28 protein-coding genes are annotated in these 24244 nt (G+C 66.5%); 11 read left to right on the forward strand and 17 right to left on the reverse strand.

The features are described 5' to 3' along the window. The coding region (locus A5624_RS29100; RefSeq protein WP_232002268.1) for a hypothetical protein at positions 1–85 on the forward strand (85 nt) is incomplete at its 5' end. Between the two features lie 67 nt (positions 86–152). On the opposite strand, the gene A5624_RS16465 is transcribed toward A5624_RS29100, so the two are convergent. Further along, on the reverse strand, positions 153–1232 hold the full coding sequence (locus A5624_RS16465) for an ATP-dependent DNA ligase (protein WP_066868247.1): 1080 nt from the start codon (positions 1230–1232) through the stop codon (positions 153–155). A 26-nt stretch (positions 1233–1258) separates the two neighbouring features. Here A5624_RS16465 and ligD point away from each other — a divergent pair, with 26 nt between their 5' ends. The 3 genes from ligD to A5624_RS16480 all read left to right on the forward strand — a co-directional run bounded on the left by ligD (position 1259) and on the right by A5624_RS16480 (position 5362). After that, a complete protein-coding gene (ligD, locus tag A5624_RS16470) occupies positions 1259–2290 on the forward strand; it encodes a non-homologous end-joining DNA ligase (protein ID WP_066868249.1) in 1032 nt (343 codons plus the stop codon). A gap of 516 nt (positions 2291–2806) precedes the next feature. Further along, entirely contained in the window at positions 2807–2989 is a 183-nt protein-coding gene (locus A5624_RS16475; RefSeq protein ID WP_156749049.1) for a hypothetical protein, read from the forward strand. Between the two features lie 330 nt (positions 2990–3319). Further along, positions 3320–5362, forward strand: coding sequence for a glycoside hydrolase family 172 protein (locus A5624_RS16480; RefSeq protein WP_066868253.1), 2043 nt, complete (start codon positions 3320–3322; stop codon positions 5360–5362). Here the strand turns inward: A5624_RS16480 and A5624_RS16485 are convergent. The 4 genes from A5624_RS16485 to A5624_RS16500 all read right to left on the reverse strand — a co-directional run bounded on the left by A5624_RS16485 (position 5303) and on the right by A5624_RS16500 (position 8230). Further along, the gene (locus tag A5624_RS16485) at positions 5303–6133 is read right to left on the reverse strand and encodes a rhomboid-like protein (protein WP_082984730.1); all 831 of its coding nucleotides are present in this window, start codon (positions 6131–6133) and stop codon (positions 5303–5305) included. The genes A5624_RS16480 and A5624_RS16485 overlap by 60 nt on opposite strands. Before the next feature lie 104 nt (positions 6134–6237). Then, positions 6238–6897 (reverse strand): cysteine hydrolase family protein, encoded by a 660-nt coding sequence (locus A5624_RS16490; RefSeq protein WP_066868256.1) that lies wholly within the window; start codon positions 6895–6897, stop codon positions 6238–6240. Beyond that, a complete protein-coding gene (locus A5624_RS16495) occupies positions 6863–7627 on the reverse strand; it encodes an SDR family oxidoreductase (protein ID WP_066868258.1) in 765 nt (254 codons plus the stop codon). Before A5624_RS16495 ends, A5624_RS16490 begins: the two co-directional genes overlap by 35 nt. Positions 7628–7642: 15 nt before the next feature. After that, complete coding sequence (locus A5624_RS16500) at positions 7643–8230, reverse strand: PaaI family thioesterase (protein ID WP_082990591.1); 588 nt, start codon at positions 8228–8230, stop codon at positions 7643–7645. A 100-nt stretch (positions 8231–8330) separates the two neighbouring features. Between A5624_RS16500 and A5624_RS16505 the strand changes: the two genes are divergently transcribed. The 3 genes from A5624_RS16505 (at position 8331) to A5624_RS16515 (ending at position 11045) form a co-directional block, all read left to right on the forward strand. After that, a complete protein-coding gene (locus tag A5624_RS16505; protein ID WP_066868262.1) occupies positions 8331–8918 on the forward strand; it encodes a TetR/AcrR family transcriptional regulator in 588 nt (195 codons plus the stop codon). Between the two features lie 80 nt (positions 8919–8998). Beyond that, positions 8999–9832 (forward strand): mycofactocin-coupled SDR family oxidoreductase, encoded by an 834-nt coding sequence (locus A5624_RS16510; protein ID WP_066868264.1) that lies wholly within the window; start codon positions 8999–9001, stop codon positions 9830–9832. 10 nt (positions 9833–9842) lie between these two features. Further along, positions 9843–11045 carry a cytochrome P450 gene (locus A5624_RS16515; RefSeq protein WP_066868266.1) on the forward strand — a complete coding sequence of 401 codons (1203 nt, stop codon included), beginning with the start codon at positions 9843–9845 and terminating at the stop codon, positions 11043–11045. Positions 11046–11071: 26 nt separating this feature from the next. On the opposite strand, the gene A5624_RS16520 is transcribed toward A5624_RS16515, so the two are convergent. From A5624_RS16520 to A5624_RS16540, 5 genes are all read right to left on the reverse strand, one after another. Beyond that, entirely contained in the window at positions 11072–11629 is a 558-nt protein-coding gene (locus A5624_RS16520; protein ID WP_066868267.1) for a TetR/AcrR family transcriptional regulator, read from the reverse strand. 72 nt (positions 11630–11701) lie between these two features. After that, entirely contained in the window at positions 11702–12028 is a 327-nt protein-coding gene (locus A5624_RS16525) for a hypothetical protein (protein ID WP_066868269.1), read from the reverse strand. Continuing rightward, entirely contained in the window at positions 12025–13341 is a 1317-nt protein-coding gene (locus A5624_RS16530) for an aromatic ring-hydroxylating dioxygenase subunit alpha (protein ID WP_066868271.1), read from the reverse strand. The genes A5624_RS16525 and A5624_RS16530 overlap by 4 nt, the downstream gene beginning before the upstream one ends. Then, positions 13338–14219 (reverse strand): enoyl-CoA hydratase/isomerase family protein, encoded by an 882-nt coding sequence (locus A5624_RS16535; RefSeq protein ID WP_066868273.1) that lies wholly within the window; start codon positions 14217–14219, stop codon positions 13338–13340. Before A5624_RS16535 ends, A5624_RS16530 begins: the two co-directional genes overlap by 4 nt. 102 nt (positions 14220–14321) lie before the next feature. After that, positions 14322–15287 carry a TIGR03621 family F420-dependent LLM class oxidoreductase gene (locus A5624_RS16540; RefSeq protein WP_066868275.1) on the reverse strand — a complete coding sequence of 322 codons (966 nt, stop codon included), beginning with the start codon at positions 15285–15287 and terminating at the stop codon, positions 14322–14324. 139 nt (positions 15288–15426) lie between these two features. On the opposite strand from A5624_RS16540, the gene A5624_RS16545 reads away from it, so the two are divergent. Together A5624_RS16545 and A5624_RS16550 are read left to right on the forward strand one after the other, a co-directional pair. Next, complete coding sequence (locus A5624_RS16545) at positions 15427–16131, forward strand: SDR family NAD(P)-dependent oxidoreductase (RefSeq protein ID WP_066868278.1); 705 nt, start codon at positions 15427–15429, stop codon at positions 16129–16131. A gap of 143 nt (positions 16132–16274) precedes the next feature. Next, on the forward strand, positions 16275–16664 hold the full coding sequence (locus A5624_RS16550) for a PPOX class F420-dependent oxidoreductase (protein ID WP_066868280.1): 390 nt from the start codon (positions 16275–16277) through the stop codon (positions 16662–16664). A gap of 12 nt (positions 16665–16676) precedes the next feature. Here the strand turns inward: A5624_RS16550 and A5624_RS16555 are convergent, their stop codons facing one another. The 3 genes from A5624_RS16555 to A5624_RS16565 are packed head-to-tail and all read right to left on the reverse strand — an operon-like array spanning position 16677 to position 18585. Then, positions 16677–17663: an SDR family NAD(P)-dependent oxidoreductase gene (locus tag A5624_RS16555; protein WP_066868282.1), complete on the reverse strand. Its 987-nt coding sequence runs from the start codon at positions 17661–17663 to the stop codon at positions 16677–16679. 26 nt (positions 17664–17689) lie between these two features. After that, a complete protein-coding gene (locus A5624_RS16560) occupies positions 17690–18385 on the reverse strand; it encodes a cutinase family protein (RefSeq protein ID WP_066868368.1) in 696 nt (231 codons plus the stop codon). A 26-nt stretch (positions 18386–18411) separates the two neighbouring features. Continuing rightward, on the reverse strand, positions 18412–18585 hold the full coding sequence (locus A5624_RS16565; RefSeq protein WP_066868284.1) for a CsbD family protein: 174 nt from the start codon (positions 18583–18585) through the stop codon (positions 18412–18414). A gap of 61 nt (positions 18586–18646) precedes the next feature. Here A5624_RS16565 and A5624_RS28650 point away from each other — a divergent pair, with 61 nt between their 5' ends. Then, on the forward strand, positions 18647–18811 hold the full coding sequence (locus A5624_RS28650) for a hypothetical protein (RefSeq protein ID WP_197498103.1): 165 nt from the start codon (positions 18647–18649) through the stop codon (positions 18809–18811). Between the two features lie 15 nt (positions 18812–18826). Here the strand turns inward: A5624_RS28650 and A5624_RS16575 are convergent, their stop codons facing one another. Beyond that, positions 18827–19846: a phosphotransferase gene (locus A5624_RS16575; RefSeq protein WP_066868370.1), complete on the reverse strand. Its 1020-nt coding sequence runs from the start codon at positions 19844–19846 to the stop codon at positions 18827–18829. Between the two features lie 188 nt (positions 19847–20034). Between A5624_RS16575 and A5624_RS16580 the strand changes: the two genes are divergently transcribed. Next, the gene (locus A5624_RS16580; RefSeq protein WP_066868288.1) at positions 20035–20628 is read left to right on the forward strand and encodes a TetR/AcrR family transcriptional regulator; all 594 of its coding nucleotides are present in this window, start codon (positions 20035–20037) and stop codon (positions 20626–20628) included. Positions 20629–20680: 52 nt separating this feature from the next. Here the strand turns inward: A5624_RS16580 and A5624_RS16585 are convergent, their stop codons facing one another. The 3 genes from A5624_RS16585 to A5624_RS16595 are packed head-to-tail and all read right to left on the reverse strand — an operon-like array spanning position 20681 to position 24239. Beyond that, positions 20681–21736 (reverse strand): dihydrodipicolinate reductase, encoded by a 1056-nt coding sequence (locus tag A5624_RS16585; protein WP_066868290.1) that lies wholly within the window; start codon positions 21734–21736, stop codon positions 20681–20683. 38 nt (positions 21737–21774) lie between these two features. Further along, positions 21775–22914, reverse strand: a complete 1140-nt coding sequence (locus tag A5624_RS16590; RefSeq protein ID WP_066868292.1) for a hypothetical protein — start codon at positions 22912–22914, stop codon at positions 21775–21777. Further along, entirely contained in the window at positions 22911–24239 is a 1329-nt protein-coding gene (locus tag A5624_RS16595) for a hypothetical protein (RefSeq protein WP_066868294.1), read from the reverse strand. The genes A5624_RS16590 and A5624_RS16595 overlap by 4 nt, the downstream gene beginning before the upstream one ends. Positions 24240–24244: the final 5 nt, after the last annotated feature.

Raw genomic sequence — 24244 nt, forward strand, 5'->3', positions numbered from 1 at the left:
GCCGTGTCCGGGACCGATCGGCGAACGCGCCGACTGGTGGTGGTACACACCCTTCCAACCCCACCCACCACCGACAATTAACTAGGTGCCCCACCGCCGCCGATCATGACCAGCAACGGCCCCAACCTCAAACAGGTTGGAGCATCAGAGAATCAACGCGGACCGAGTCCCGGCACGATGTCGCCCAGGCTGAACGTCGCCGGCTGTTCGAGCTGTTCGTAGGTGCACGAGCGTGGGTCGCGGTCCGGGCGCCACCGGTTGAACTGCGCGGTATGACGAAACCGCCGGCCTTCCATATGGTCATAGCGGACCTCGACCACCCGTTCGGGCCGCAGCGGCACGAACGACAGATCCTTGCCGGCGTTCCAGCGGGAAAATTCGTTCTTCCGAGGCGTCCGTTCGCCGGCTTCGTGCGCGGCCCAATTCCACGGGTGGCCATCGAAATCGGTGACGAGCGACTGTAATTCGCTGAACAGCCGCCGCCGCTCGGCCATCGGGAACGCACCGATCACCCCGACGGACGCCAGTTGGCCGTCATCTTGATACAGACCCAACAACAACGAACCGATCGCGTCGGCACCGGACTTGTGCACCCGATAACCGGCGACCACACAGTCGGCGGTCCGCTCGTGCTTGATCTTGAACATGATCCGCTTGTCCGGCTGATACGTGATGTCCAGCGGCTTGGCGATCACGCCGTCGAGGCCGGCGCCCTCGAATTCGTTGAACCAGCGCTGCGCGGTGTCCAGATCGGTCGTCGCCGGCGTGACGTGGATCATGCGGCCCGGCCGGGCCGCTGAAGACACAGCGTCGATCAGGGCGGCGCGCCGCTCGGTGAAGGGTCGCCGCGTGTAGTCGTCGTCGCCGAGGGCGAGTAAGTCGAACGCTATGAAGGACGCTGGCGTGGTCTGTGCGAGCATGCGCACCCGCGAATCCGCCGGATGAATCCGTTGTTGCAGCGCCTCGAAATCTAGGCCCCGGTCGGTGGCGATGACGATCTCACCGTCGATCACGCAGCGCTGCGGCAGCTCGGCCCTCACCGCGGCGACCAGCTCGGGGAAGTAGCGGGTCATCGGCCGTTCATTGCGACTGCCCAGCTCGACCTGGTCGTGGTCGCGAAAGCAGATCGACCTGAAGCCGTCCCACTTGGGCTCGTAGGACGCATCGGCGGGAATCGAGCGCACCGACTTCGCCAGCATCGGCGACACCGGCGGCATGACAGGGAGGTCCATAGCCTGATTGTGCTGGAATCGGAGGTATGGCTGCTGCAGAAGAGCTCGACGTCGACGGCATAGCGGTGCGGCTGACCAATCCGGACAAGGTGTATTTCCCCAAACTGGGATCGAAAGGCACCAAGCGGCACCTGGTGGATTACTACCGTGCCGTGGCGGGTGGTCCGATGCTCGACGCGCTGCGCGACCGGCCCACCCACCTGCAGCGGTTCCCGGACGGCGTGGACGGCGAGGAGATCTACCAGAAGCGGATCCCGCAGCACCATCCCGACTACCTGCAGACGTGCCGGGTGACCTTTCCGTCGGGGCGGACCGCCGACGCGCTGAAGGTCACCCATCCGGCGGCTGTCGTGTGGGCGGCGCAGATGGGCACGGTCACCCTGCACCCATGGCAGGTGCGCTGCCCGGACACCGACCACCCCGACGAACTGCGCATCGATCTGGATCCGCAGCCCGGCGTCGCCTTCGACCAGGCGCGCACGGTCGCGGTCGACGTGCTGCGGCCGCTGCTCGACGAACTGGGGCTGGCGGGATACCCGAAGACATCGGGCGGTCGCGGTATCCACGTGTTCCTGAGGATCGCGACCGATTGGGACTTCATCGAGGTACGCCGTGCCGGCATCGCCTTGGCCCGCGAGGTCGAGCGCCGTGCGCCCGATGCCGTCACCACCTCCTGGTGGAAGGAAGAACGTGGCGAGCGCATCTTCATCGACTTCAACCAGAACGCCCGGGACCGCACCATGGCGTCGGCGTATTCGGTGCGACGCACGCCGATCGCGACCGTTTCGATGCCACTGACATGGGACGAGCTGGCCGACGCCGAGCCGGACGATTACACCATGGCGACCGTGCCCGATCTAATCAAGGGCCGGGAAGACCCTTGGGCCGCAATGGATGATGCGGCCCAATCGATCGCTGCCCTATTGGAAATGGCCGACGCCGACGAGGCGCGCGGGCTGGGGGACATGCCGTATCCGCCGAACTACCCGAAAATGCCCGGCGAGCCCAAACGCGTTCAGCCCAGCCGGGATCGAGATCTCAAAAACGAGAAGGACTAGCCGAAACGCGCGGACTTTCCTCGGCCGCGTTTTACCGTCCCGCGCCGCTGCGCCCAAGTGAGGATCTCAACGCTATCACTCGGGGCGTCCACGCAAAAGGCATTGCATTGCGCCGCAGTGGCTTGAGCCGATTTGTCACGGTGACAACTTGGAACTTCAATCCCGTGATGCCAACCGGATTCAAACCGCACGAATTCCCGTACCCGATCCGTCAAGGCGTCGGGGCCAACGGCTTTGAACCTTTTGGCCGAGGAGAATAGTTTACCGCCATCGCGTGCAAAGGCCACCCAAGCAATTCGCGACGAGCGTGCGCGCCCCGAATAGAACCGATGGCGCCGGCAAACCCTTGCGGCCCAGCGTTTTTCGTGCCACCGGGGATCGGCTCATGCTGTCACGTTCCTATCCGCCAGGCCGGCGCGTAGCGGAATTTGACCGTGCGAATGCGGACACCCAATGCCATGGAGAAACTACTCGACAGGCCCAGGAAACGGGCCCTACCACGCAATGGACGCGGGGGTGATCCAGACCCTGCCGGTAGCCCGGCAGACCTACATCGTGCAGGTCAGATTGGGTCCGCAATCGATTGTTATCGGCGTCGTGCAGCCGGAAGCCGTGATGGCGGTGAAGGTGAGGATCAAACCAAGAACAACTTTGTATTTCAGACCAGACATGACCACTCCGTCCGTAGGAGAAATCTGACGCCCGAGAGTAGGAATATTACGCGCCGCGCCCTCGTATGAGTATGGGAATGAGTAATTTTCATTCAATTACTTCACCTGACTGAAAGCCGTCGAGTAGCGGTCGTCAATTTGGGCCGTCTTACGGCGCCAGTTCAGAAAGTTACCGCCAAAGTCGAGTTCTGCTGTGCCGCAAAGGGGTACTTGAATGCCGATCGGCGCCGTGGCGCAAACGTGTTGGCTAAAAACAGGATATAAACTCGTTTTAACGGCAGAAATCGGACTTTCAGTACGGAATTCCTCACGAGGCTCAACTGCGGGTACGAAATCTCGTTCCGTAGGCTCAGGTGCTATGTCGGTGGCAGCTCGGTTATGCACCGTGACATTCGCGTTGCTGCTGTCGACAATTCCCGTCGCCGGCGCGGCCGCCGCGGAGCCGGCCGCGCCGGTGACGAAACAAATCGGCGAAAGATTGGTCGGCTGGGACACCTATCGGCGGCTCGATCGGCTGCCGTATTTGCACCCCGGCTCGCAGACTCTGCAGGTATCCAGCTTCGATCGCAGTGGCGGCGATTACGACATATCGACGGGCAATCGCAACGGCAGCGGCGGGTGCTTGGCGCCGGGAGGCGCCGGCTGCGTCATCGCGGAGGATCACGGTGCCGGAGAGATCGAATCGATCTGGTTGACCCGCGACGGCGGCAATCTTCGCGCACTCGGAAACATCCGCATCGAGCTGGACGGGCAGACCGTGGTCGACACCCCGCTGCAATCGTTGGTCGACGGCAACATGGGGGCACCGTTCGTGTGGCCGCTGGTCGCCAACGCCGCTCAATCGCCGGGAGGCGACTACATCAAGGTGCCGATGCCGTATCGGCGTTCGATGCGGGTCAGCGTCACATCCCATTTGGAGTACTACCACGTCGACTATCGGCAGTTTCCCAACGCCGACGGGGTCGACACCTTTTCACCGACCGACCCCGCGCTCGACGTGCTGGACATGCTGCGAGCCGCCGGTACGGCCGACCCCAAACCGGCCGCCACGGTTGCCGCGCACACCAATCGGGTCATCGAGCTGGCCCCCAGCGCCGGACAAACCATCGCCGAAACGACTGGCCCGGCGACTGTTTCGGCACTGCGGCTGCAGCTGCCCGAGCCGGCGACTGCGCAGCTGACCACCTTGCGGCTACAGATCGAGTTCGACGGCCGGACCATGGTGGACTCCCCATTAGGTGAGTTCTTCGGCGCCGGGCTGGGGGCCAACCCCGTGCGATCGCTGATGTTCGCCACCACTGCGCAGCACGATGGATCACTGCTGCTATGCGCTTGGTGGCCAATGCCTTTCGCGCAGTCAGCGCGCGTAACACTGGTCAACGCGGGCGCGGATGTGGTGTCGGGGATAGACAGCGACGTCGCCACCACTCCCGATGCCCAGTGGGCGCCCGCGCTGAGCAGCGGCCGAGCCGGCTACTTCACCGCGCGCTCGCATGCCGGGCCGACGGCACTCGGCCAGGACTGGTTGTTCGCCGAGGAACAGGGACGCGGCAAATTCGTCGGTGTCAGCCAGACCATCCGCGGCAATCGAACCAAAACGGCGTTCAGTGACGATGCCCCTTACTTTCTCGAGGGTGCCGAGCGGGTCTACACCGACGGCGCCGCGTCCCCGCAGTGGTACGGCACCGGCACCGAGGACCTGTATGAGGGCGGCTGGTACTTCAAGGGCGGCACCCACTTCAGCGACCCCCTCAACGGCCAGCCCGATCAACGCACCGCCGCCGGTGGTTGCGCCGACTATTGCGTCGCCGTCTACCGGATCATGCTGGCCGACGCCATCGGCTATCACTCCGCGATCCGATTCGGCATCGAGCACGGCAAACGGAACATGGTCCAACCCGACTACGGCTCAACGGCATTCCTCTACACACAGCCGGTCGCCGGCGTCACCGGTGGCGACGACGTCAGCCCGACTGATCCCGTCAATCGAGTCCTGCACGGCTACGCCGACTTCGACGCGACCGACCAGCTACTGGTCAGCGAGTACGAAGGCACCCAGGACACCCTGCCGGTCGTCGGTTCGGTCCGTATCGGCAAGGGCGCGATCACTTTTCATGTCCAGATCGATCCGGACAACCACGGCATCCTGCTGCGGCGGACATCGGATCAGGCCATCGGTTTTCAGTCGGCCGACGTTGCGGTTGACGGCACACCCACGGGAAACTGGTTGCAGCCGCGCAGCAACAGCTTCCACCGCTGGCTGGACGATACCTACCTGCTGCCGCGCTCGGTGACGGCGGGTAAGGCGCAGGTGACGATCACCCTGACGCCCACCGCCGACTCACCGCCGTGGACCGCCAGCCGCTATCACGTCGACACGCTGGCGGGGCCCGCCGACTAACGAGCGGTTGGTGGCCAGTCCGATGAGGGCACCGGCCAGCCCGCCGGCGGGCGCCATCAGCGAAGGCCCGGCGAGCAACAGATAGCCGAACGTGACGGCGACCAAGAGCAACGCCTGGTGCAGGGGTGCCCACGAGGCCGCCGACCGCAACCGGAACGACAAGCCGATGCCGAGCAGCAGCGCCACCACGTGGCCGACGGCGGTGAAGTCCGCACCCGCGGCCGCCACCACCGCGGTTCCCAGCCACCAACCCGCCCAGGTCCCGCGCCAGCGGGCCGGGATCGCGGCGGTGAACGCGCCGAGCACGCACATCGCGCCGTAGCTGATTCCCACGTCGCTGGCGCGGGCGACCGAAACCGGCAGCATGCCGGTTTCGATGGCGGCGACCAGGCCGACCGCGACGATCACCGTGGCGCCGATGTGCCCGACCGCGAAGGTGACGAGCAAGCCCCTGCCACACCACATGAGTTCGCCCAGGGCCAGCAGGCAGACCAGCCCGGGCAGCCAGAAGAACAGATCGCCGCCGTCGTTGACGAATGCGCTGCCGATCAAGGTGCCCAGGTGACCGCGCCCGAGGTTGTGAATGTTCGTGCTCATTCGGCTCACGGCGACCTCGTGCGCGTGCGGGCCCAGCGCGGCGAGGATGAGATAGATGGCGAGCAAGACGACCGCGTAGCTCACCGTCACTCGAACCGACGCCGCTCCGGGTATGGCGCGCAGCGGCGCCTGAGCGCAACGCAGGGCGCCGTCGCGGGTAGCGGCGAGCGTCATGCCTCTACCGTGCGGGTTCGCCGGGCGGCGTGCCTCGTTCTTAACGAAGCCTTCACACGCGCGCCGCAAATCTTCACGGATCGCCGCGGCCCCGTGACGTCGGCTTAAAGAGCGGCGATCGCGGCAACAGCCTCGTCGGCCGTCACGAGCGCCGAGGCGTAGTTGGGCATGTTCACCTCGAGGGCGGCGTGCATCTCGCCAGCCGAGTAATCGGCCGTCGCGTCTCGAACCACCGTGACGTCATACCCGAGCTCGGCGGCGAACCGAACCGTTGCCTCGACGCAGGTATGTGCGATCAAGCCCATCACGATGACCCGCTCGATGCCATGGCGCTTGAGCTGCAGGTCGAGGTCGGTGTTGGCGAAGCCGCTGGAACACCAGTGTTCGTGAGCGACGATGTCGCCCGGTTGCGGCTCGAACCCGGGACGGATCTCGCCGCCCCAGGTGCCGTATTCAAAGGTCTTGCGCGACCAGGCTGCTCGTTGCACCGGCGCGATGTACTTCCACGTCTCGTAATCGCCCGGGCGGTAGCGACGATGCAGCGCGTAAAACACGCGCAAACCCGCACCGCGGGCGGCATCGAGCACCTGCTGCATATGGGTGACGCAGTCATTGCTTTCGATGACGCCTTGCAACCGATCCCACACTTTCCCGCCCGGAGAAATGAAATCGTTGTAGGGATCGATCACCAGAAGCCCGGTCGCCGCCTTGTCATTCGCCACCCGACCATCATCTCTCGGCCGCGCCCATGATGAACGGGACATCGTCGGGAGCCGCATGGCGGGCGGTCAACAACGCCCTGGCCGCTCCGCCGATCGGAATGCGCAGCGGCAGTTGCGGTTTCTCGGCGGCATCGACCACCTCGGCCGCGACCTGTTCGGGGGTGATCATTCCGGCGCGGGCCCCGCCACCCCGCAGGATCGCCGCGTAGGGATCGTCGGGGAGCCTGTAGGTGGTCACGTCGTCGAGCGCCCCGGAGCTCACGGCTCCGGGCTCCAACAGGGCGGCCTGAATCCCCAACGGCGCGACCTCGATCGCCAACGCCTCGACGAGGGCTTCCAGCGCCCACTTCGTTGCCGCATACGCCGCCCCGGGCGGCAGCACGACGCGTCCGAGGACGCTGGACATGAACAGCAGTTTCCCGTCACGTCGGGACCTCATCTGCGGCAGGACCGCCTGGGCCACGCGGATCGCGCCGACGGTGTTGAGGTTGAGCAGCCGCTGCAGCTCGGCCAGCGGCGTGGCTTCCACGGCGGCGTAGAAGATCACCCCGGCGTTGGCGACGACGATGTCGATTTCGCCGGCGGCGTCGACGGCCGCGGTGACGCTGGCATCGTCGGTGACGTCGAGGGACAGCCGCAGGGCGACGTCGAGCTCCGCCAGGGTGCGGGGGTCACGGGCGGTGGCGACCACGCGGTGGCCGCGGCCGGCGAACTCGGTGGCGACGGCGCGGCCGATGCCGCGGTTGGCGCCGGTGATCAAAACGGAGGTCATGGCGGTCCGGTCCTTTCAGCGATGCTTGCCGTTGCCGTTGCCGTTGCCGTTGCCGTTGTATTGAGTTGTGCGACTGGGTAATTCGAAGATCAACAGGGTGCTGCTCGCCGTCGCGACGAGCGCTCCGGAGGCATCGGTGGCCTTCGCTTCGGTGAACCCGATGCGCGCGCCCGCCTTGACCACCGTGCCGACCGCGGTCAGTGGTCCGCTGGCCACGGTGACGGCTTTGAGGTAGTTGACCTTGATTTCGACCGACGTGTACCCGAAGCCCGCGGCGAGTGTGGTGTGCAATGCGCAGCCGGTGACGGTGTCCAACAGCGTGCACACGGTGCCGCCGTGCACCGTTCCCAGCGGGTTGTACATGGACCCGTCGGGTGTGCAGCTGAAGGCGATGCGGCCGTTTTCCACCTCGGCGATGCGCATCTGGATGAGCTCACCGATCGGTGGCGGCGGCAACTGCCCGTCGGACACCGCCCGCCAGTAGGACAGGCCGGACATCGACGCGGCGGCGGCCTGGGTGGCGATCGGGTCGTGCCAGCTGATCAGGCGCGACCGGGGCTCGCCCCATCCCGTGACCTCGGCCTCTCGAGCGTCTGAATGCACTATGCGACCCCTCCGGCATAAAACTGATCGGTTTACTTCGTTAGCACCAAGCTAGCGATGCACCGGCTATTTGTAAACCGGACGGTGTACCATCGGTGCCGTGAGCGCAGCCGCAGCACAGTCGCCCCGGGTGGCCGGGCGCGGCGCACGCGAACGCATCGAGCGCGCCGCGGCCCGGCTCTTCTACCGCAACGGCATTCACGCGACCGGAGTCGAACTGATCGCGCAAGAGGCCGGCGTCTCCAAGCGAACGCTTTACCAACATTTCGCCAGCAAGAACGAGCTCATCGACACCTATCTGCGCAACATCGACGCCCGCGGCGGCTCGCCCACCGAACGCCGCCTTGACGAGGGTGACCTGCCCGCCCGCGAGCGCCTGCTGGCCATCTTCGACGTACGTCAATCGGACATCGTGCGCGGCTGCCCTTTTCACAACGCCGCGGTGGAATCGGCCGGATCGCTGGCGACGACGGACGACATCGTGCGAACCCACAAGCGCAACTTCAGTGACCGTCTCATCGCGGTCGCGCGCGAGGCCGGTGCCGCCGATCCTCATCTGCTCGGCCAGCAGCTGGCCGTGCTGTTCGAGGGTGCCACCGCGATGGCGACGTCACTGAATGACACCGCGCCCGTTGTGCATGCGCGCGCCGCCGCGGCAACGCTGATCGAGGCCGCGCTGCGGTCTTGACGGACTCGTCACGATGCTGCTAGACATGGCCTGCGCCACACTTTTGGGCGATCGCCCAAAGTCGATGGGTGGAGGATGCCATGGGTCGGATGGACGGCAAGGTCGCCTTCGTGACCGGTGCGGCACGGGGGCAGGGCAGGAGTCACGCCGTCCGGCTCGCGCAGGAGGGTGCCGACATCATCGCGGTCGACATCTGCCGGGGATTTGAGGGATCGCCGGCTCCCGCCGCGACACCGGAAGACCTCGACGTCACGGCGGGCATGGTCAAGGACGCCGGAGCTCGCGTGGTGACCGCCGAGGTCGACGTCCGCGAGTACGACGCGTTGCGGGCGGCGGTCGACGGCGGTGTCGAACAGCTGGGGCGCCTCGACGTCATCGTCGCGAACGCCGGCATCGGCACGATGACCGGCAAGCTGCACAAGACCGACGAGGCGCTGTGGCAGGAGATGATCGACGTCAACCTCAGCGGTGTGTGGAAGACGGTCAAGGCCGGTGTCCCGCACCTGCTGGAGGGCGACCGCGGCGGTTCGATCATCCTGACCTCGTCGGTCGCCGGCAAGAAGGCCTACCTGCACACCGGGCACTACACGTCGGCCAAGCACGGCGTGATAGGGCTGATGCGCGCGTTCGCAGTCGAATTGGGACACAAGATGATTCGGGTCAATGCCGTGTTGCCGACCCATGTGAACACGCCGCTGCTGATCAACGAGGGCACCTTCCACGCGTTTCGCCCCGATCTGGACAACCCTGGACCCGACGATCTCGCGCCGATCTGCCAGACCTTCCACACGCTGCCGATCCCGTGGGTCACCGCCCAGGACATCAGCAATGCCGTGCTGTTCCTGGCCTCCGACGAGGCCCGCTACATCACCGGGGTCGCGCTCCCGGTGGACGCGGGCAGCTGCCTGAAGTAAGGAAGCATCGATGACGGTCACCAACGACACCGACGTCTACTACGACCCCTACGACGTCGACATCAATGCCAACCCGTACCCGATCTACGCGCGGCTGCGCGAGGAAGCGCCGATCTACTACAACGAGCGCTACGACTTCTGGGCGCTGTCAAGGCATTCCGACGTCGAACGCGGCCTGGCCAACTGGGAGACCTTCTCCAACAGACGAAGCGACATCCTCGAGCTCGTCCAGTCGAAATTCGACATGCCCGGCGGCGTCATGATGTTCCAGGACCCGCCCGAACACTCGAGGCTGCGCGGCCTGATGTCGCGGGTGTTCACCCCCCGCCGGATGGCCGCGCTCGAGGACCAGATCCGGCAATACTGCGTGCGCTGCCTGGACCCGCTGGTCGGCTCCGGGGGTTTCGACATCATCGCCGAGCTGGCATCCATGATGCCGATGCGCGTGATCGGAATGCTGTTGGGGATCCCGGAGTCCGAACAGATCTCAGTGCGCGACGCCAACGACGCCAACCTGCGCACCAAGCCGGGTGCGCCGTTGAAGGTCGCCGACGCCGACTCCATCGCCGACGGCCGCATCTACGCCGACTACGTCGAATGGCGTTCCAAGAACCCCTCGGACGATTTGATGACAACGCTGCTCAACGTCGAATTCGACGACGAGAACGGGGTGCACCGCAAGCTGACCCGCAAGGAGGTGCTGCACTACACGCAGGTGGTCGCCGGGGCCGGAAACGAGACCACCGGCCGGCTGATCGGCTGGCTGGCCAAAGTGCTCGCCGAGCACCCCGACCAGCGCCGCGAGGTCTACCGGGACCGGTCACTGTTGACCCGCACCGTCGACGAGACGCTGCGATTCGAACCCACCGGTCCGCACGTCGCCCGTTGGATGGCAAGGGATTTCGAGTGTTACGGCACGACGGTGCCGGCCGGCAGCGCGATGCTGTTGCTGTTCGGCGCCGCCAATCGCGATCACCGCCGCTACACCGATCCCGACACCTACGACATCCGCCGCGACAACATCTCGCACATCACCTTCGGTAAGGGCGTGCACTACTGTCTGGGTGCCAACCTGGCCCGCCTCGAGGGCCGCGTCGCGCTGGACGAGATCCTCAACCGGTGGCCCGAATGGGACATCGATTACGACACGGCGCAATTGGCGTCGACGTCGACCGTCCGCGGCTGGGAGCGACTGCGGGTCGTGCTGCCCTGAGAACGGCTGGCGCTTAACCGGCCGTGTCAGCTGCCGCGGCGTTTCTTCGGCGTGGGCATCTCGAATCGGTCCAGGAAGCGATTGACCAACGCGATGGCCTCGTCATGGCCGCCGTGGGTACCGAGGCCCTGCTCGAGGATCAGTGTGCGCCCGATGGAGGCGATGACGACCGCCAGGGCCGCGGGCGGGAATTCGTCCGTGTCGAGCTCGTGTTCGCGAACGATGAAGTTCAGCGCGGTGATCTGCTGTTCGCGCCAGCGCTCCGACCATGCCGAGATTTCGGCCCGAATCTCCTTGCGGTGGTTGGCAAGTCCCATGAACTCCAGCAGCAGCCGGGTGTCCTTGGGTTCGATGAGCGTTGCCCAGAAGGCGTGCAGCGGCCGGTCGGAGGACAACGCCTTCTGCTGGCGCTCCAGGTAGATCGCGGCACCGCGGCGAAAGACGGCCAGGTACAGCTCGTCCATGGTGGGGAAGTAGTAGTGCACCAGGGCCGGTTTGACGCCGGCCTTCGCCGCTACCCGCCGTGACGTGGCCGCGGCGTAGCCCTCCTCGAGCATGATCTGACTCGTGGCGGCCACCAGCATGTCGCGCGTGGTCGAGTCACGCGGCTTCGGTCGATGGGATGCGGTCACTGTGTGGTCTTATCACAGGTCCGGTCAGGGAACCGGCTCGGCGACCATGTCGAAGAACGCGGCACCGGAGTCCGGGATGCGGTTCTGTTTGAACACGTTGACGGCGTAGGAGACCAGGATCATCGAATACAGCAGGTGCAGCAGCCTGGTCGCCTCGTCCGGTAACGCGTTGATGTCGAGCCCGTTCAGGTAGGCGATCGCCTCCTCCGCTCGTGGGGCGATGGCGTCGTAGAAGGTGACGAGGTCGTCGTAGGGCTTGGCCAGTCGCGCCTCGTAGCGCTGCGCGCGGGTCGGCAACGCCCAATCGTCGACGAACGGTTCGAGGTCGGTGAAACCGGCAGGCAGCGTCATGACGACTCTCCGGATCGATAGGCATCCACCGTGTCGCGAATGACGGTGTGGAACTGGCGGATGAGCAGTTCCTGGTCGCTGAGGTGAAAGCTGTTCTGCGCGCGGGTTTTCAGGGCAGAATGGGTCGCCTCGATCGTGTTCACGTCCTGCATCGCGAACTCGATCGTGCTGTCGACCACCAGTTCCTGGGCCAGGCGTTCGGCGGCGTTGGCCGGTGGCAGGAAATACATGTCGATCTCGTAAATGTGCGAGTCGACCGTCTCGGGCCAATAGGTGTAGGTGATGTAGTAGCCGCGGGCCCAGATCTGGATCGAGATGTTCGGGAACACCCAGAACTGGTCGTTGCCCCACGAGGCGATGTCGCCGCGGTTGAGGAAATTCGGTTGCGGCGCTCCGAAGCCCAGGTCGGGAACGTCGTCGGGCCCGAACAGCCCGGCGCGGAACAGCTTGTACACCCAGCGCTGGTCCTGGCGGGCCGGTCCCGCGGTGCCGGGCTCGCGCGGTGGCAGCGGTGGCGGCCCGGGCACCGAGGTGAGCATGTGGGGCCGGAACAGTTCGTAGTGGTAAGAGTCGACGGGCGGCACCATCTTCTCGGCCTTGGCGACGTCGGGATCGATGAAGCGGCCGTGCACATACGGCGGGTGATACCACTCGCAGACCGAATCGACGGCCAGCTTCCAGTTCCCGTTGATGCGGGTGGAAAACCCGTAGTGCTGCGTCATCCTCTCGAAGGGATAGGCCTCGATGCCCAGCAATCCGTCGCCGAGGAAGTCACGCAACGGCACCGGTGCCCCTTCTTGTTCGGAGGCGAGGTTGACGAAGATGAAACCCGCCCAGACCTCGCAGTGCACCGGGGGCATGCGCAGTGTGCTCCTGTCGAGGTCGAAGAACTCGCCCTCGTTGGTGATGTGGTTGACCTTGCCGTCCAGGCCGTAGCGCCACCCGTGGTACTTGCACGCGAATGCCCTACAGGTGCCCGACGTTTCGCGGCCCGGGTGCTCCTGCCAGACCACCTTGTTGCCGCGGTGCGCGCACACGTTGTGGAAGGCGTGCACGGTGTCGTCGCGGTCTCGGGCGATCACGATCGAGGCGAGGCGCCCGGGCAGATCGCGAGTGAAGTAGGAGCCCTTACGGGGCAGCCGTTCGATGCGTCCAACGCACAACCAGTTTCGCTCGAAGACGGCCTTGCGTTCGGCGGTGAAGAACTCCTCGGAGATCGAGTCCTCGTAGCTGACCGGCGCAGTCCCCAGCTCGGGATAGTCGGTGGTGAACTTGCCCCGCCCGGTCGACAGGCGCTGCTGGATGCCGGTCATGACGGGGCTCCGCCATTGCTCGGTGTCGACCATGGCTCCGCGTCCCAGGCCCGGTCCAGCGGCGCCATCTCGCCGCCGAACGGGAAGAAGGCGCGCTGCGCGTAGGTCTCCCGGGCCAACCCGTGGCCGAGCTCGTCGATGAAGGCACGCTTGAGCGGATTGGTGAACAGCTGCCGCGAGTAACGCAGCGTCAGTGGTGGGCGCTTGACCAGTTCGCGGGCGAGTTCCCAAGCCCTGTCCAGCAATTGGTCCTTGGGCAGCACCTCGTTGACCACCCCCCACTCCTTGGCCTCCTGGGCGCCGAGCTTCATGCCGGTCAGCAGGAAATAGCGGGCCCGGGTGTGGCCGGCCAGAAAGCTCCAGATGACATGCTGGCCGTCGCCGGGCACCTGGCCGCGCGGAAAGTGCGAGGCGTCCTGAAAGTAGGCGTCTTCGGCGGCCAGCACGATGTCGCCGAGCAGCGGCACCTCGGAGTGCATATTGCACGGCCCGTTCACCGCGCTGATCATCGGCACGTCGACATCGAGCACATTGGTGATCAAATGACGCGCGTACCAGGCTTTTTCGTCGAGCTTCAGCAGGCCGCGGGTGCCCGGCATCAAAAGATAGTCGGGTTTGTCGACTGGGTCGCCGTTGGGCATGCGTCCCCAGTTGGCGTTGTAGTTCTCGCCGGTTCCGGTGTGGATGAGCACCTTGATCTCGCGGTCGCCCGCGATATCGGCGAACACATCCGACATCTCGTCGTGTGCCCGCCAGTCCCACACCAGGCTGCCGCCGTTGGTGTGGCACTGCATCAACAGGATGCCGTCCTCGGAGAGCTCGAGCCGATAATTCGCGTAGCGATCGTGGTATTCGCTGTATCTGGTGCGCTTCGCCATTGGGCCGTCTCATTCCCGACAAATTGTCAGCCAGCTCGTTTGAGCGATCGCCCAAACTCCGATAGCTGCCATGCTTGCACCTGAAGTCGCGGGGGTCAAGGTTCACCGTCCGTGCAGGCGGGCCACCACCGGTGCGAAGGATTCGATCTGTGACTGCTGCACGGTGACGTAGTTGACGCCCAGGCTTTCCCGGCGCGAATGCAGCTTCTCCACAACGTATTCCGCCGAGCCGATCAGGACATTCGGATGGTCCCGTAACAACTCGGCGGTGATGCCCGTCGACGCCGCCAGCCCGGCCAGTACCGCCTCGGGGTCGTCGGTGATCTCGGTGAAGTACGGCGAGCTTTCGACGTCGAGGCGGCCGTAGCGCTCCCCGGCGGCGGCCCGCACGAACCCGATTCGGCGCTCGGCCACCGCCTGTGGGTCCAGCCCGTCGGCGTCGCGCGCCACAAAGGGCACGCTGGAGATGCTGACGATGTCGGCTTCGCGCCCGGCCAGCGTGAGGACGCGCTGTCCGCCGCCGCCGATCATGACCGGCGGATGCGGTTGTTGCACCGGTCGCGGCCGGCCCGCATAGCCGCGTACCCCGACGAACTCGCCCGAGCAGTCGAGTTCCTCGCCCCGCCAATGGGCCTTGATCAGCGAGACCACCTCGGCCAGCTTGGCGATCCGCCGGCCCGGCCGGTCGAATTCGAGGCCCATCGCGGCGTACTCGACGCCGCTCCAGCCGGCGCCGATACCGAATTCGAGCCGGCCCTCGGAGAGCAGGTCGAGCGTCGCCGCCTCCTTGGCCAGCACCGCGGGCACGTGGTAATCGATGCAGAAGACGCGGCAACCGATGCGCAAGGTGTCGGTCCAGGCCGCCGCCGCAGCCATCGCCGCGACCGGTGCCAGGTCCTGGCGCGGGGTGCGCGCCTGGCGCTGCGCGGGCCCCGGCCCCAGGTAGTGGTCGGCGAGGAAAAGCGTTGTGTAGCCGAGGTCTTCGACGCGGCGAACGGTGTCGCGCCACGCGCGCGCGTCGGCGGCATTGGTCGCCTGCACTCCGAACCGAAACGGGGGTCTGCCCATCAACGGACCCTAAGCGGGGCGGCGGAACCGAATCAAGGCGAATCCGAGATGTCGCGTCTTGACCGTCGCGGCGGCCGGGTGATAGGCATGTGGAGCCCATGTTTGGGCGGTCGCTCAGGAAAGCCGAGGTGATGCGCGCGTGAAGACGGCGGTCGTTACCGGCGGCGCCTCGGGGATCGGCCGTGCCGTCGCCGAGCGGTTGCGCAGCGACGGGTTTCAGGTGGCCGTGCTCGATCTGGCTGTCACCGATGACGGGTTCGGTTATGGCGCCGATGTCACGGACCGCGCTCAGGTCGATGCCGCGATAGCGGCCATCCGCAAGGCGTTTGGCCCGATTCTGGTGTTGGTCAATGCGGCAGGCGTGGAAGGGTTCGCGAAGTTCTCGGACATGTCCTTCGAGCAATGGTCGAAGGTGATCGACGTCAACCTGCACGGCGTTTTCCACACCGTCCAGGCCGTGCTGCCCGACATGGTCGAGGCGAAATGGGGGCGCATCGTCAACATCTCGTCGTCCAGCACGCACTCCGGGCAGCCGTTCATGGCTCACTACGTCGCCGCGAAGTCCGCGGTGAACGGGCTGACCAAATCGCTGGCCCTCGAATACGGACCAGTGGGCATCACCGTCAATGCGGTGCCGCCGGGCTTCGTCGATACCCCGATGCTGCGCAGCGCCGAGCGGCGCCACCTGCTCGGTGGGACCGTGGAGGACCACATCCAACGCACCCCGGTGCGTCGCGTGGGCAAGCCGGAGGACATCGCCGCGGCCTGCGCCTTCTTTGTCTCCGAGGAGGCCGGCTACATCACCGGCCAGATACTGGGCGTCAACGGCGGGCGCAACACCTGAACACCAAACACTTGGATTCCCAACGGGATTGATGCGCGAGCGGGATGCTCCGCTGGTCGGCGGCGCCGGGCTGACCATCCCATGATTGGGAAGTTCGAGATCGGGGAATGGGTGGGGCATCCATCCACAGACAAGGAATCCCGGTGGCCACCAGCTTCAAGGACGTCATTCAATCCAAATACCTGCTGTTGACGACATTCACCAAGGACGGGCGTCCGAAACCGACGCCGATCTGGGGCGTGCCCGACGGTGACGACAAATTGTTGGTGATCACCGACGACGGCTCGTGGAAAACCAAGCGAATCAACAACACTCCCAGGGTGACAATCGCCAAGAGCGCGGCGCTGGGCAAACCCAAGAGCGACGAGGTCGAAGCCGTCGCCCGGGTGTTACCGAAATCCGAGACGCGGCGGGTCTACAACGCCGTCCTCAAGCGGTATTGGTATCACGCGTGGTGGTTCTATGCGCACACGATCGTCCGCGGCGGCATCGACAAGGTGCACGTCGGCCTGGAGATCAAGCCCGCGGCCTGACAGCCCGCGCGGCTAGGAGCCCTCGGAGCGAATGGCCTCAAAAGTATCTGCGACCGTCTCCTGCGGATCCCGGTAGGTGATGCCGAGTTCTCGTTCGCTCGGGGAATCGTCGGAGGCCGGCATTTGCGTGTAGTACTGCATTCCGGCCCACGTGAACGGCGTTTCGAAGGGCAGGAAGCGGTTCGCTCGATCCAGCACCGCGCCCGCCACGCGCAGCGCCGTGTCCGGGATGGGGACGGCGACCATCGGCGTCCCCGCGACCTCGCCGAGCAGGTTGGCCAGGTCCGCCGCGGGCACCCGATGACCGCCGGCGGTGTAGCGGCGGGGTCCGTGCCCGGGTTCGAGTAGGGCCGCGTGCAGCGCGGCCAGGTCCCGTACGTCGACGATCAGCCACGCCGCGCTGCGGCCCGGGATCGCGTGCATCTGCAGCGCGGATCGCACACCCTCGCCGGCCTCGCCGAACTGGTCGCCGACCGGCGGGCCGAGCACCATGCCCGGATAGGTGATGTTGACCGGCGCGCCGGCATCCTGCAGGCCCCGGGCGTAGATCTCGACCTGTGCCTTGGAGGTTCCGTATCCATCCGCGCCGCCCACCACCGGCAGGTCCGCCGTCAACGTCTCCAGGTCGGGATGGAACAGCGCGGTGAAGCTGGACACGTGGACGATGGGGTCCAGGCCCAGCTCGACCGACTGCCCCAGGACGTTCTGCGCGCCTTGCATATTGGTGGCGAGCATCTCGGCGGTCTGACGGGGGTCGGTGGCCACCAGTGCGGCGCTGTGCACGACGGCGTCGCAGCCCTGCAACGCCTCCCGCACGGCGACCCGGTCGGTGATGTCGGCGACGGCGAAGTCCGAGACGTCCACGCCCAGCTTGGCGACGGTGGTCTGCAACTTGTCGGGGTTTCGCACCAGGAACCTGACGGAGTGCCCGGCATCGGAGATGGCCTTGGCGGTCCAGCCGCCGACGAATCCGGTACCGCCCGTGATCAGAACCCGCATGGCCTCATTCTGCAAGACCGCCGAATCTACAGGTGGCTCGAGGCGAAGTTCGCCGCTTGGTTCGTCATGCCGTTGATCGGATATGACGTGTGCGCGGCGAAATCGCTGCCGTCGCCCTTGCCGCAGACCGGGTCACCCTGCGCGCACAACTCCAGGGTCTTGGGCTGATACAACGGGCCGATGGTCAGCGGCGGTGCGTTGTACTTCTGCAGGAACTGACCCGACGGCGTTCCGAACAGCGTCACGGCGGCGACGTGCTTGGCGACGTCGGGCGGCATCGGCGGGGGTACCGCGGACGCGGGCACCCCCGGGGGCACGGCGGCCGAGGTGGTGTATCCCGCGACGGCAGCGCCCTGCGAGTAGCCGCCGAGCACCTCTTTGGTGTTGGGACAGTTCGCGGCCATCGACTCGATGTGCGAACTGGCGTCGCGGATACCGTCGATGACGGTCAACGGAAAGTCCGGGCTCGAAAAGTCAGTGCTGGCAGGGTAATTCACCGGATACACGGTCAGTGACCTGCCGCCGACCTGTGAGCGCAACGCGTCTACGAAGGGCTGGCCGATCCCGCCGACGCCGGGCGCCTCGCCCGATCCCCGGGCGAAAACGACCTCGACGTCCGGACACGGCTCGGCCACCGCGGACGGTGCCGGCGCGCCAGCCATCAGCGCACCGCACACCGCCGCCGCGGAAAGCAGACTAATCGACAGTCGGCGCGCCAACATGGCGGCCGACCCATCGCGGCAGTTCATTACTTCTTGAAGGCGTCCTTCACCTTTTCACCGGCGTCCTTCAGGCTGGACTTCGCCTGGTCCGCCCTGCCCTCGTTTTTGGTGTCGTGATCGCCGGTCGCCTTGCCGACTGCCTCCTTGGCCCGGCCGCCGAGGTCCTCGATCTTGTTCTTCAGCTTGTCTTCGTTGCTCATGCCGCTGTGGCTACCCAGCAATGGCGGCTGCCAAAACCCGCGCTGCTGTCATCATGGATTCGTGAGCACCGCAATCGTGGTGGCGGTAGTGGCGGGGTTGATGCTGCTCGGCATCGGCATGGTGATCAATCAGCTGCTGCGCCTGAGGCGCTATTTGGGGGACTCGCCCACCGTGCAACCCCCCGGTACGGATGCTGACCCGCCTCCGGACCCACCGACCCCCTGACGGGGTGCCGCGGGTTCAGCTCGCAATCGCGGCGATCGCGGCCGCGCTCTCCAAGTCGCCGAAGGCGACCGCGTATCGCTGAGCCAGGGCCGCGGCGACTTCGACGCGTTGCCAGAGTCCCCCGCCGGCGCTGGCCGTGCACAGCCACAAAGCCAACCCGTGTGCGACCGACGCGCGATAGCGCAACCAAACCTCTGCCGGGGACGGAATCTCGTTGGCGGACAGCGCGAGCGCATCGCGGTATTCGTCGAGGAGGCTGCGTTCGTGCCTGCGGCGATCATCAACCGTCAGAGCGCCCTGCAGGAAGTAGCCGAGGTCAAGTGACCAGTTTCCCCGGCGCGTCATCTGCCAGTCCAGGAACCCTACTGCGCCGTGTGGCGTGACGTAGGTGTTGCCGATGTGTGGATCGCCGTGCAGCAACGTCTGGGGCGATGAGGTCAGGGTCCGGATGTACGGCTTCCACACTGACTCGACGAGATGGTCGATGGTCAGATTCAGCACCTCGGCGGGAGTGTCGTGATCGAGGAGTTCCAGGGCCGACGGCAGCGGGGCGTATTGCAGGCCGTCGAAGGGCAGGAACGGTTCGAGCCAGACGAGACCCGGATGTCGCAGTACGCGCTCGCCCCAGTATCGGCCGTGCAGTCGGCCCAGGGCGCGCACTCCGGAGGCGGCCTCCTCGACGGTCAGCGGGCGGAGCGAGTCACGCGGATCCGCCGCGCGTGCGTTCAGATCCTCCATGACCATGATGAAGTCGTAGGCGTCTTCATCGATCACAGCGGTGTACACCGCCGGGTGTTCGAGCGGCAGGGGAACACCGGACATGAATAACCGCGGCTCGTGGAACATCCCGCTGGTCATCCGGATCAGCTCTTTGTGAGCCGGATCGGCGGCCTTGACGAATACGGTGGCCGGACCGTCGCCGGCCGAGTAGCTCAGCGCTAGTCGGGCGCGCCGGTTGGTGCCGTCGTCGCGGAGCTCGACGGCCACCTCGTCGACGACGGCATCGGGGTGACTCTCCGCGAGGGCCGCCGACATCCAGGCCGGGGTGATGTCGTCCCAGCTCTGCGGCACCGACAGCGGCAGCGTGCGCACCAGGATCCTCTCGTCGTGGCGGCCGTGGTGTGCCAGTAACGACACGGACCGTGTCGTTACTGGCTAGGAGGGTAAGTTACCGCATGTGGCGCACCCTTTGGAAGGGCTCGGGCTGATCTAAGCTCGCCCTCATGCCTCAGATGAGGGGCGGCAGACCGCGCGACATGCAGCTTGACGATGCGATCCTGGTGGCCACCCGGGATCTGTTGGCGGTGGGCAGTTACGCCGAGTTGTCGATGGAGAAGGTGGCCGCCCACGCCAAAGTGGGCAAGAAGACGTTGTACCGCCGCTGGCCGTCGAAAGCCCCACTCGTCGCAGATGCCGTCCTGGACGCCTACGGTCGAGGCGGCTCGTTCGAGGTCCCCGACACCGGCGACCTACGAGCCGATCTGCGCTCCTGGCTCGTCGAGCACGCGGAATTCATCGCCGACCCGGCGAGCGCAGCGCTCATACGGGCGCTGATTGCCGCCGCGGCCGCAAGCGCGGCGGATAACGAGGCGCTCTACCAACAGCTCAGCATCCCCCAGCACGCCGGGCTGTTGGCCCGCCTGCGCCGCGCCGCCGGCGACGGCCACTTGCAGGCCGACGCGGATCTCGATTCGGTCGCGAACGCGCTGATCGGCACCCTGCTGCTGCGCGTGCTGACCGGCATACCGGCCGGCGGCCCGCCCGCGACCGAGTTCGACGGACTCCTCGACGCGCTTCTCGACGGCGCCGCGCGCTGATCCGCGAAGGCAGCTATCTCAAGCCAGGTCGGCGACGGACGGCGCTTGGGAACTAGATCTTTGCGTTGCCGCGCGGCAGTGTCAGCGGAAGATCGGCGTAGGTGGCGATGCCCGGCGCCGCGGCGACGACTGCGGCGATCCCGTTGATGGCCGGCACGGCCGTCATGATGTGGCCGAGGTCCATGAATTCCTCGAGCGTCGTGGCCTCGAAGTACGGCGGCGGCAGGAAGCCGACCTTGGTGGTGACCGTGGGCTGGCCGTCGATCTGGATGACCCAGCCATCCTGCTCGATCTTCCAGTCGGGTTCCAGGGTCTGGCCCTTTTTCCACCGGACGTTGAGGTCGATCAGCGTCTTGTCGTTGACGACGCCCTGCCAGCTGATGTAGGTGCCCGCGACGTGTCCGGCCGGGATGGTCCAGGACGCCATCACGAGATCCTCGGTGGTCTGGGCGAACTCGGCGACGCAGCGCACCTCGTCGAGCTCGACGCCCAGCGCGTCACCCACCAACCGGACGGCCTCACCGAAAATGGCGGTGCCCTTCGCCGCCATCGCCGGCAGGTCGGGATGGTCGATCGGCTGGCCGAAGCCGACGGGCTTCTCGGTCTCCGGCGAGTCATAGAAGGTGGTGTCGGCGGCCTCGTTGACGGTGACCTTGTCGATCCGGTTGCAGACCATGGCCGAAACGATGGCCAACAGTTCGGCGAAGCCGGGGCTGACGCCGGACCCGAAGATGGTGGAGCCGCCCTTCTCGCAGGCCTCCAAGATGCGGTCGCGACCCTCGCCAAGATTGTGGCCGGTGATGAACGACGCCGTGGTCACCACGTTGACGCCCGCGGACAGAATGCGGACCAGTTCGTCCACGTTGATCCACATCGGGTTGTAGACCACGCAGTCCGGCTTCAGCGCCAGCAGCTCATCGATGTCGTTGGTGGCCGCGATCCCGAGCGGCTCGATCCCGACGAGTTCCCCGGCGTCACGGCCCGCCTTCTCCGGCGACCAGGCGTAGCAGCCCACCAGTTCGAGGGTGGGGTTGGTGACGATCGATTTCAGCGAGCTCTTGCCGACGTTTCCGGTGTTCCACTGAACCACTCGATAGGTGTTTGGCACTCGCTCAGCATAGGGAATGACCGGGGTTCTTAGTAGGCCTAATAGGCAGATTCCGAGGCCAATATTTCGGCGAGGAAGGCGTCGCGCGGCGGCCGATCCAGCCGCGACCGAGCCCAGCGCCGCACCCGCTCCCGGATCTGCGGGGATTCCGTGGTTTCTGCGCCCACCAGAACCGAGGTCGCCGACCAGTCGTGGTCCCAGGCCGCCGACTCCGTCAGGGGGCGCCCCTGGCCGTCGGCGAGCTGGACGGTTGCGCGGCCGGTGGCGTCCAGGGTGCCGCGGCCCTCGATGGCTGCGGAACGCAGCCGCACCGCGATGCCGGTGGCCGGGTCCGACCCGATGACGGCGGCCTGCACCACGGCGACGACCGTCGAGCCGCGGGCCTCGATGCTCCAGTCGACGGTGTTTTCGCCGGCATCGAAGACCGCGGGCGCAACCCCGCTCCAGGCGATGGTGGCGACACCACGGGCTATCGCGCCCGCGCCGCGCGGACCCGCGCCCGCGCCGGCGGCCAGCGCGTAGTCATCGCATCGATCGGTGGGCAATGCCAGAACGAAACTCGAATCATCAAGCGCCGCAGTGAGTTCAGACCATTCGTCGCCACCGACGCCGACCTCTTCGGCGAGGCCGGCGCCGGCCCGGACCAGGTCTACGACGCGTGAATCAGCGCTGCGCAACTGGCTCATCAGCGCGGCGGCGTGCGGCGCAAGCAGCTGTGTCACATCCGAATCCAGCGTGTCGTCGGCGAAGAAGCCCTGCGCGCCGGCGGTCAGCAGCGCAACCTCGACGTCAAGCAGCGCGCGGTCCAGGCCGGCGAGTCCGTCTTGCCTGCTGGCGGGCCACCACCGGCGCAGCCAATGGCCGGTGGCGAGCCTGCGCAGGGGGGCGACCGAGCCCGGCGCTGGGTCGACGCCCACGAGCTCGATCGTGCGCGGTGGACCCGTCTCGCCGCCCACGGCCGACACCAGCGCGACGTGTCCGGCTTCACCGAGGACGCGCCACAACCAGTCCGCGCGCGACACGTCGGTGAACGTGAGGTGCGGCGCCGCGCCGTCGGGGTCGTCCACCGTCCACGACAGCACCGCACCGCTGACCTCCAGCAGGGCGATCAGAGGCGTTGCGGCAGCGGGGTTTACCGGCCCTGTGCTCCAAAGCCCGGAATCGGCAACCAGTCTCATCCGGCCACCTGCAATTCCAGCATCGCTTTGATTCGCTGCCGGTGATCCAGACTCACCGACCGGGCCACCCCGTCCAGCAGCGCGCGCACGTCGTCGACGTCGTCACAGCGTTCCTGCCAGACGTCACGTCCGTGCAGCCGCGCCCACAGCCGGCTCAGGTAGGGCTGCGCGAAGGCCGCGAGATCGTCGACCACTTGCCGTTGCCGTGGATGAATCGGGCCGTTCTCGGCCAGATACCGCCGGGCGTGCAACACGTACGCTTCCTTGCGCAGCCGCGCCTGTATCTGCGTGGCCAGGTCATAGCGGCACGATGCGGACGGGTCCAGCGGAGCCAGCTCGACCGCGACCTCGATGCCGGCCACCAGCGTGGCTTGGTTGTCCTCGGCCAGCAACCCCCATGGCGCGCAGGCCCGGTCGACCTCTTCCTCGCACAACATGGGGATTTCGGGTAACGCGTCACGATCCAGGGCGCGTCGCAGGGTCGCCCGCACCCGGTCCACCACACTGCGATCCAGCGGGCGGTCACCGTCGGCACCCGGTGAAATCGCCGGAGGGCGTTGCGGGGCAACGGAACTCAGTCCCAGCTCGACGATCGACCAGGGCAATTGGCCGGTATCGGTGCGGGCCAGCGCGCCCAGGTTGTACGGGGTGGGGTCGGTGATCATCGCCGACCAGGCGCGCTGACGGGCCGCCGCGGCGCCATGGCCGGCGACCGCACCCAACACCGTGCCGAGCTCGGCCCGCAACGGCTCGATGACGGCTTCTCCCGCCCGGACGTCGCGCCAACTACGTTCCAACTGTTCGGCCAGCGTGGCAACGACATCGGCATCGGCCACGTATCGATGCAGGACCTCGATCGCGGTGCGATCGCGATCCCGGTGGATCTCGCCGAGCACTGCCGCCGCGGTCTCGTAATCCTGCGGCGTCGGTGGGCCTTTCGTCACGGCGAGTTCGAAGCAGACCGGGAAATACAGTTCCTGGGCGTTCCCGGTGCGAATCCGCTGCCTGCGGCGCTCGAGCTTGAGCGCCTCGAACCAGGCTGCGGCCGAACGCAATTCGGAGCCGCAGCCGACGATGAGATCGTGCATGGCCGCCGCCGTCTCGGGCGTGACGACCGGGGCCGAATAGCCGGGATTGGATCGCAGCCGCAGCACCAACGGGTCGAGGATGCGTTTGACGGTCCGGCTCAACGGGCCGCCGTCATCACCGCTGAGCACCTCCACGCCGGGGCCGATGGCCCGCCACGCCGCCTCGATCACCGAGCGCCGCGGATGGCCCGCCGCCTCGCCCGCCGCGGCGGGCGCTACCTGCGGGTCGGCGCTCATCTGCA

Source organism: Mycobacterium sp. 1482292.6, assembly GCF_001672995.1.
Classification (GTDB): domain Bacteria; phylum Actinomycetota; class Actinomycetes; order Mycobacteriales; family Mycobacteriaceae; genus Mycobacterium; species Mycobacterium europaeum_A.

Coding starts and splice junctions, on each gene's coding strand:
- A5624_RS16465 (WP_066868247.1), bottom strand. CDS start 1,232: ATGGACCTCCCTGTCATGCCGCCGGTGTCGCCGATGCTGGCGAAGTCG.
- ligD (WP_066868249.1), top strand. CDS start 1,259: ATGGCTGCTGCAGAAGAGCTCGACGTCGACGGCATAGCGGTGCGGCTG.
- A5624_RS16480 (WP_066868253.1), top strand. CDS start 3,320: ATGTCGGTGGCAGCTCGGTTATGCACCGTGACATTCGCGTTGCTGCTG.
- A5624_RS16485 (WP_082984730.1), bottom strand. CDS start 6,133: ATGACGCTCGCCGCTACCCGCGACGGCGCCCTGCGTTGCGCTCAGGCG.
- A5624_RS16490 (WP_066868256.1), bottom strand. CDS start 6,897: ATGTCCCGTTCATCATGGGCGCGGCCGAGAGATGATGGTCGGGTGGCG.
- A5624_RS16495 (WP_066868258.1), bottom strand. CDS start 7,627: ATGACCTCCGTTTTGATCACCGGCGCCAACCGCGGCATCGGCCGCGCC.
- A5624_RS16510 (WP_066868264.1), top strand. CDS start 8,999: ATGGGTCGGATGGACGGCAAGGTCGCCTTCGTGACCGGTGCGGCACGG.
- A5624_RS16515 (WP_066868266.1), top strand. CDS start 9,843: ATGACGGTCACCAACGACACCGACGTCTACTACGACCCCTACGACGTC.
- A5624_RS16520 (WP_066868267.1), bottom strand. CDS start 11,629: ATGCTGGTGGCCGCCACGAGTCAGATCATGCTCGAGGAGGGCTACGCC.
- A5624_RS16525 (WP_066868269.1), bottom strand. CDS start 12,028: ATGACGCTGCCTGCCGGTTTCACCGACCTCGAACCGTTCGTCGACGAT.
- A5624_RS16530 (WP_066868271.1), bottom strand. CDS start 13,341: ATGACCGGCATCCAGCAGCGCCTGTCGACCGGGCGGGGCAAGTTCACC.
- A5624_RS16535 (WP_066868273.1), bottom strand. CDS start 14,219: ATGGCGAAGCGCACCAGATACAGCGAATACCACGATCGCTACGCGAAT.
- A5624_RS16540 (WP_066868275.1), bottom strand. CDS start 15,287: ATGGGCAGACCCCCGTTTCGGTTCGGAGTGCAGGCGACCAATGCCGCC.
- A5624_RS16555 (WP_066868282.1), bottom strand. CDS start 17,663: ATGCGGGTTCTGATCACGGGCGGTACCGGATTCGTCGGCGGCTGGACC.
- A5624_RS16560 (WP_066868368.1), bottom strand. CDS start 18,385: ATGTTGGCGCGCCGACTGTCGATTAGTCTGCTTTCCGCGGCGGCGGTG.
- A5624_RS16565 (WP_066868284.1), bottom strand. CDS start 18,585: ATGAGCAACGAAGACAAGCTGAAGAACAAGATCGAGGACCTCGGCGGC.
- A5624_RS16575 (WP_066868370.1), bottom strand. CDS start 19,846: ATGTCGGCGGCCCTCGCGGAGAGTCACCCCGATGCCGTCGTCGACGAG.
- A5624_RS16580 (WP_066868288.1), top strand. CDS start 20,035: ATGCCTCAGATGAGGGGCGGCAGACCGCGCGACATGCAGCTTGACGAT.
- A5624_RS16590 (WP_066868292.1), bottom strand. CDS start 22,914: ATGAGACTGGTTGCCGATTCCGGGCTTTGGAGCACAGGGCCGGTAAAC.
- A5624_RS16595 (WP_066868294.1), bottom strand. CDS start 24,239: ATGAGCGCCGACCCGCAGGTAGCGCCCGCCGCGGCGGGCGAGGCGGCG.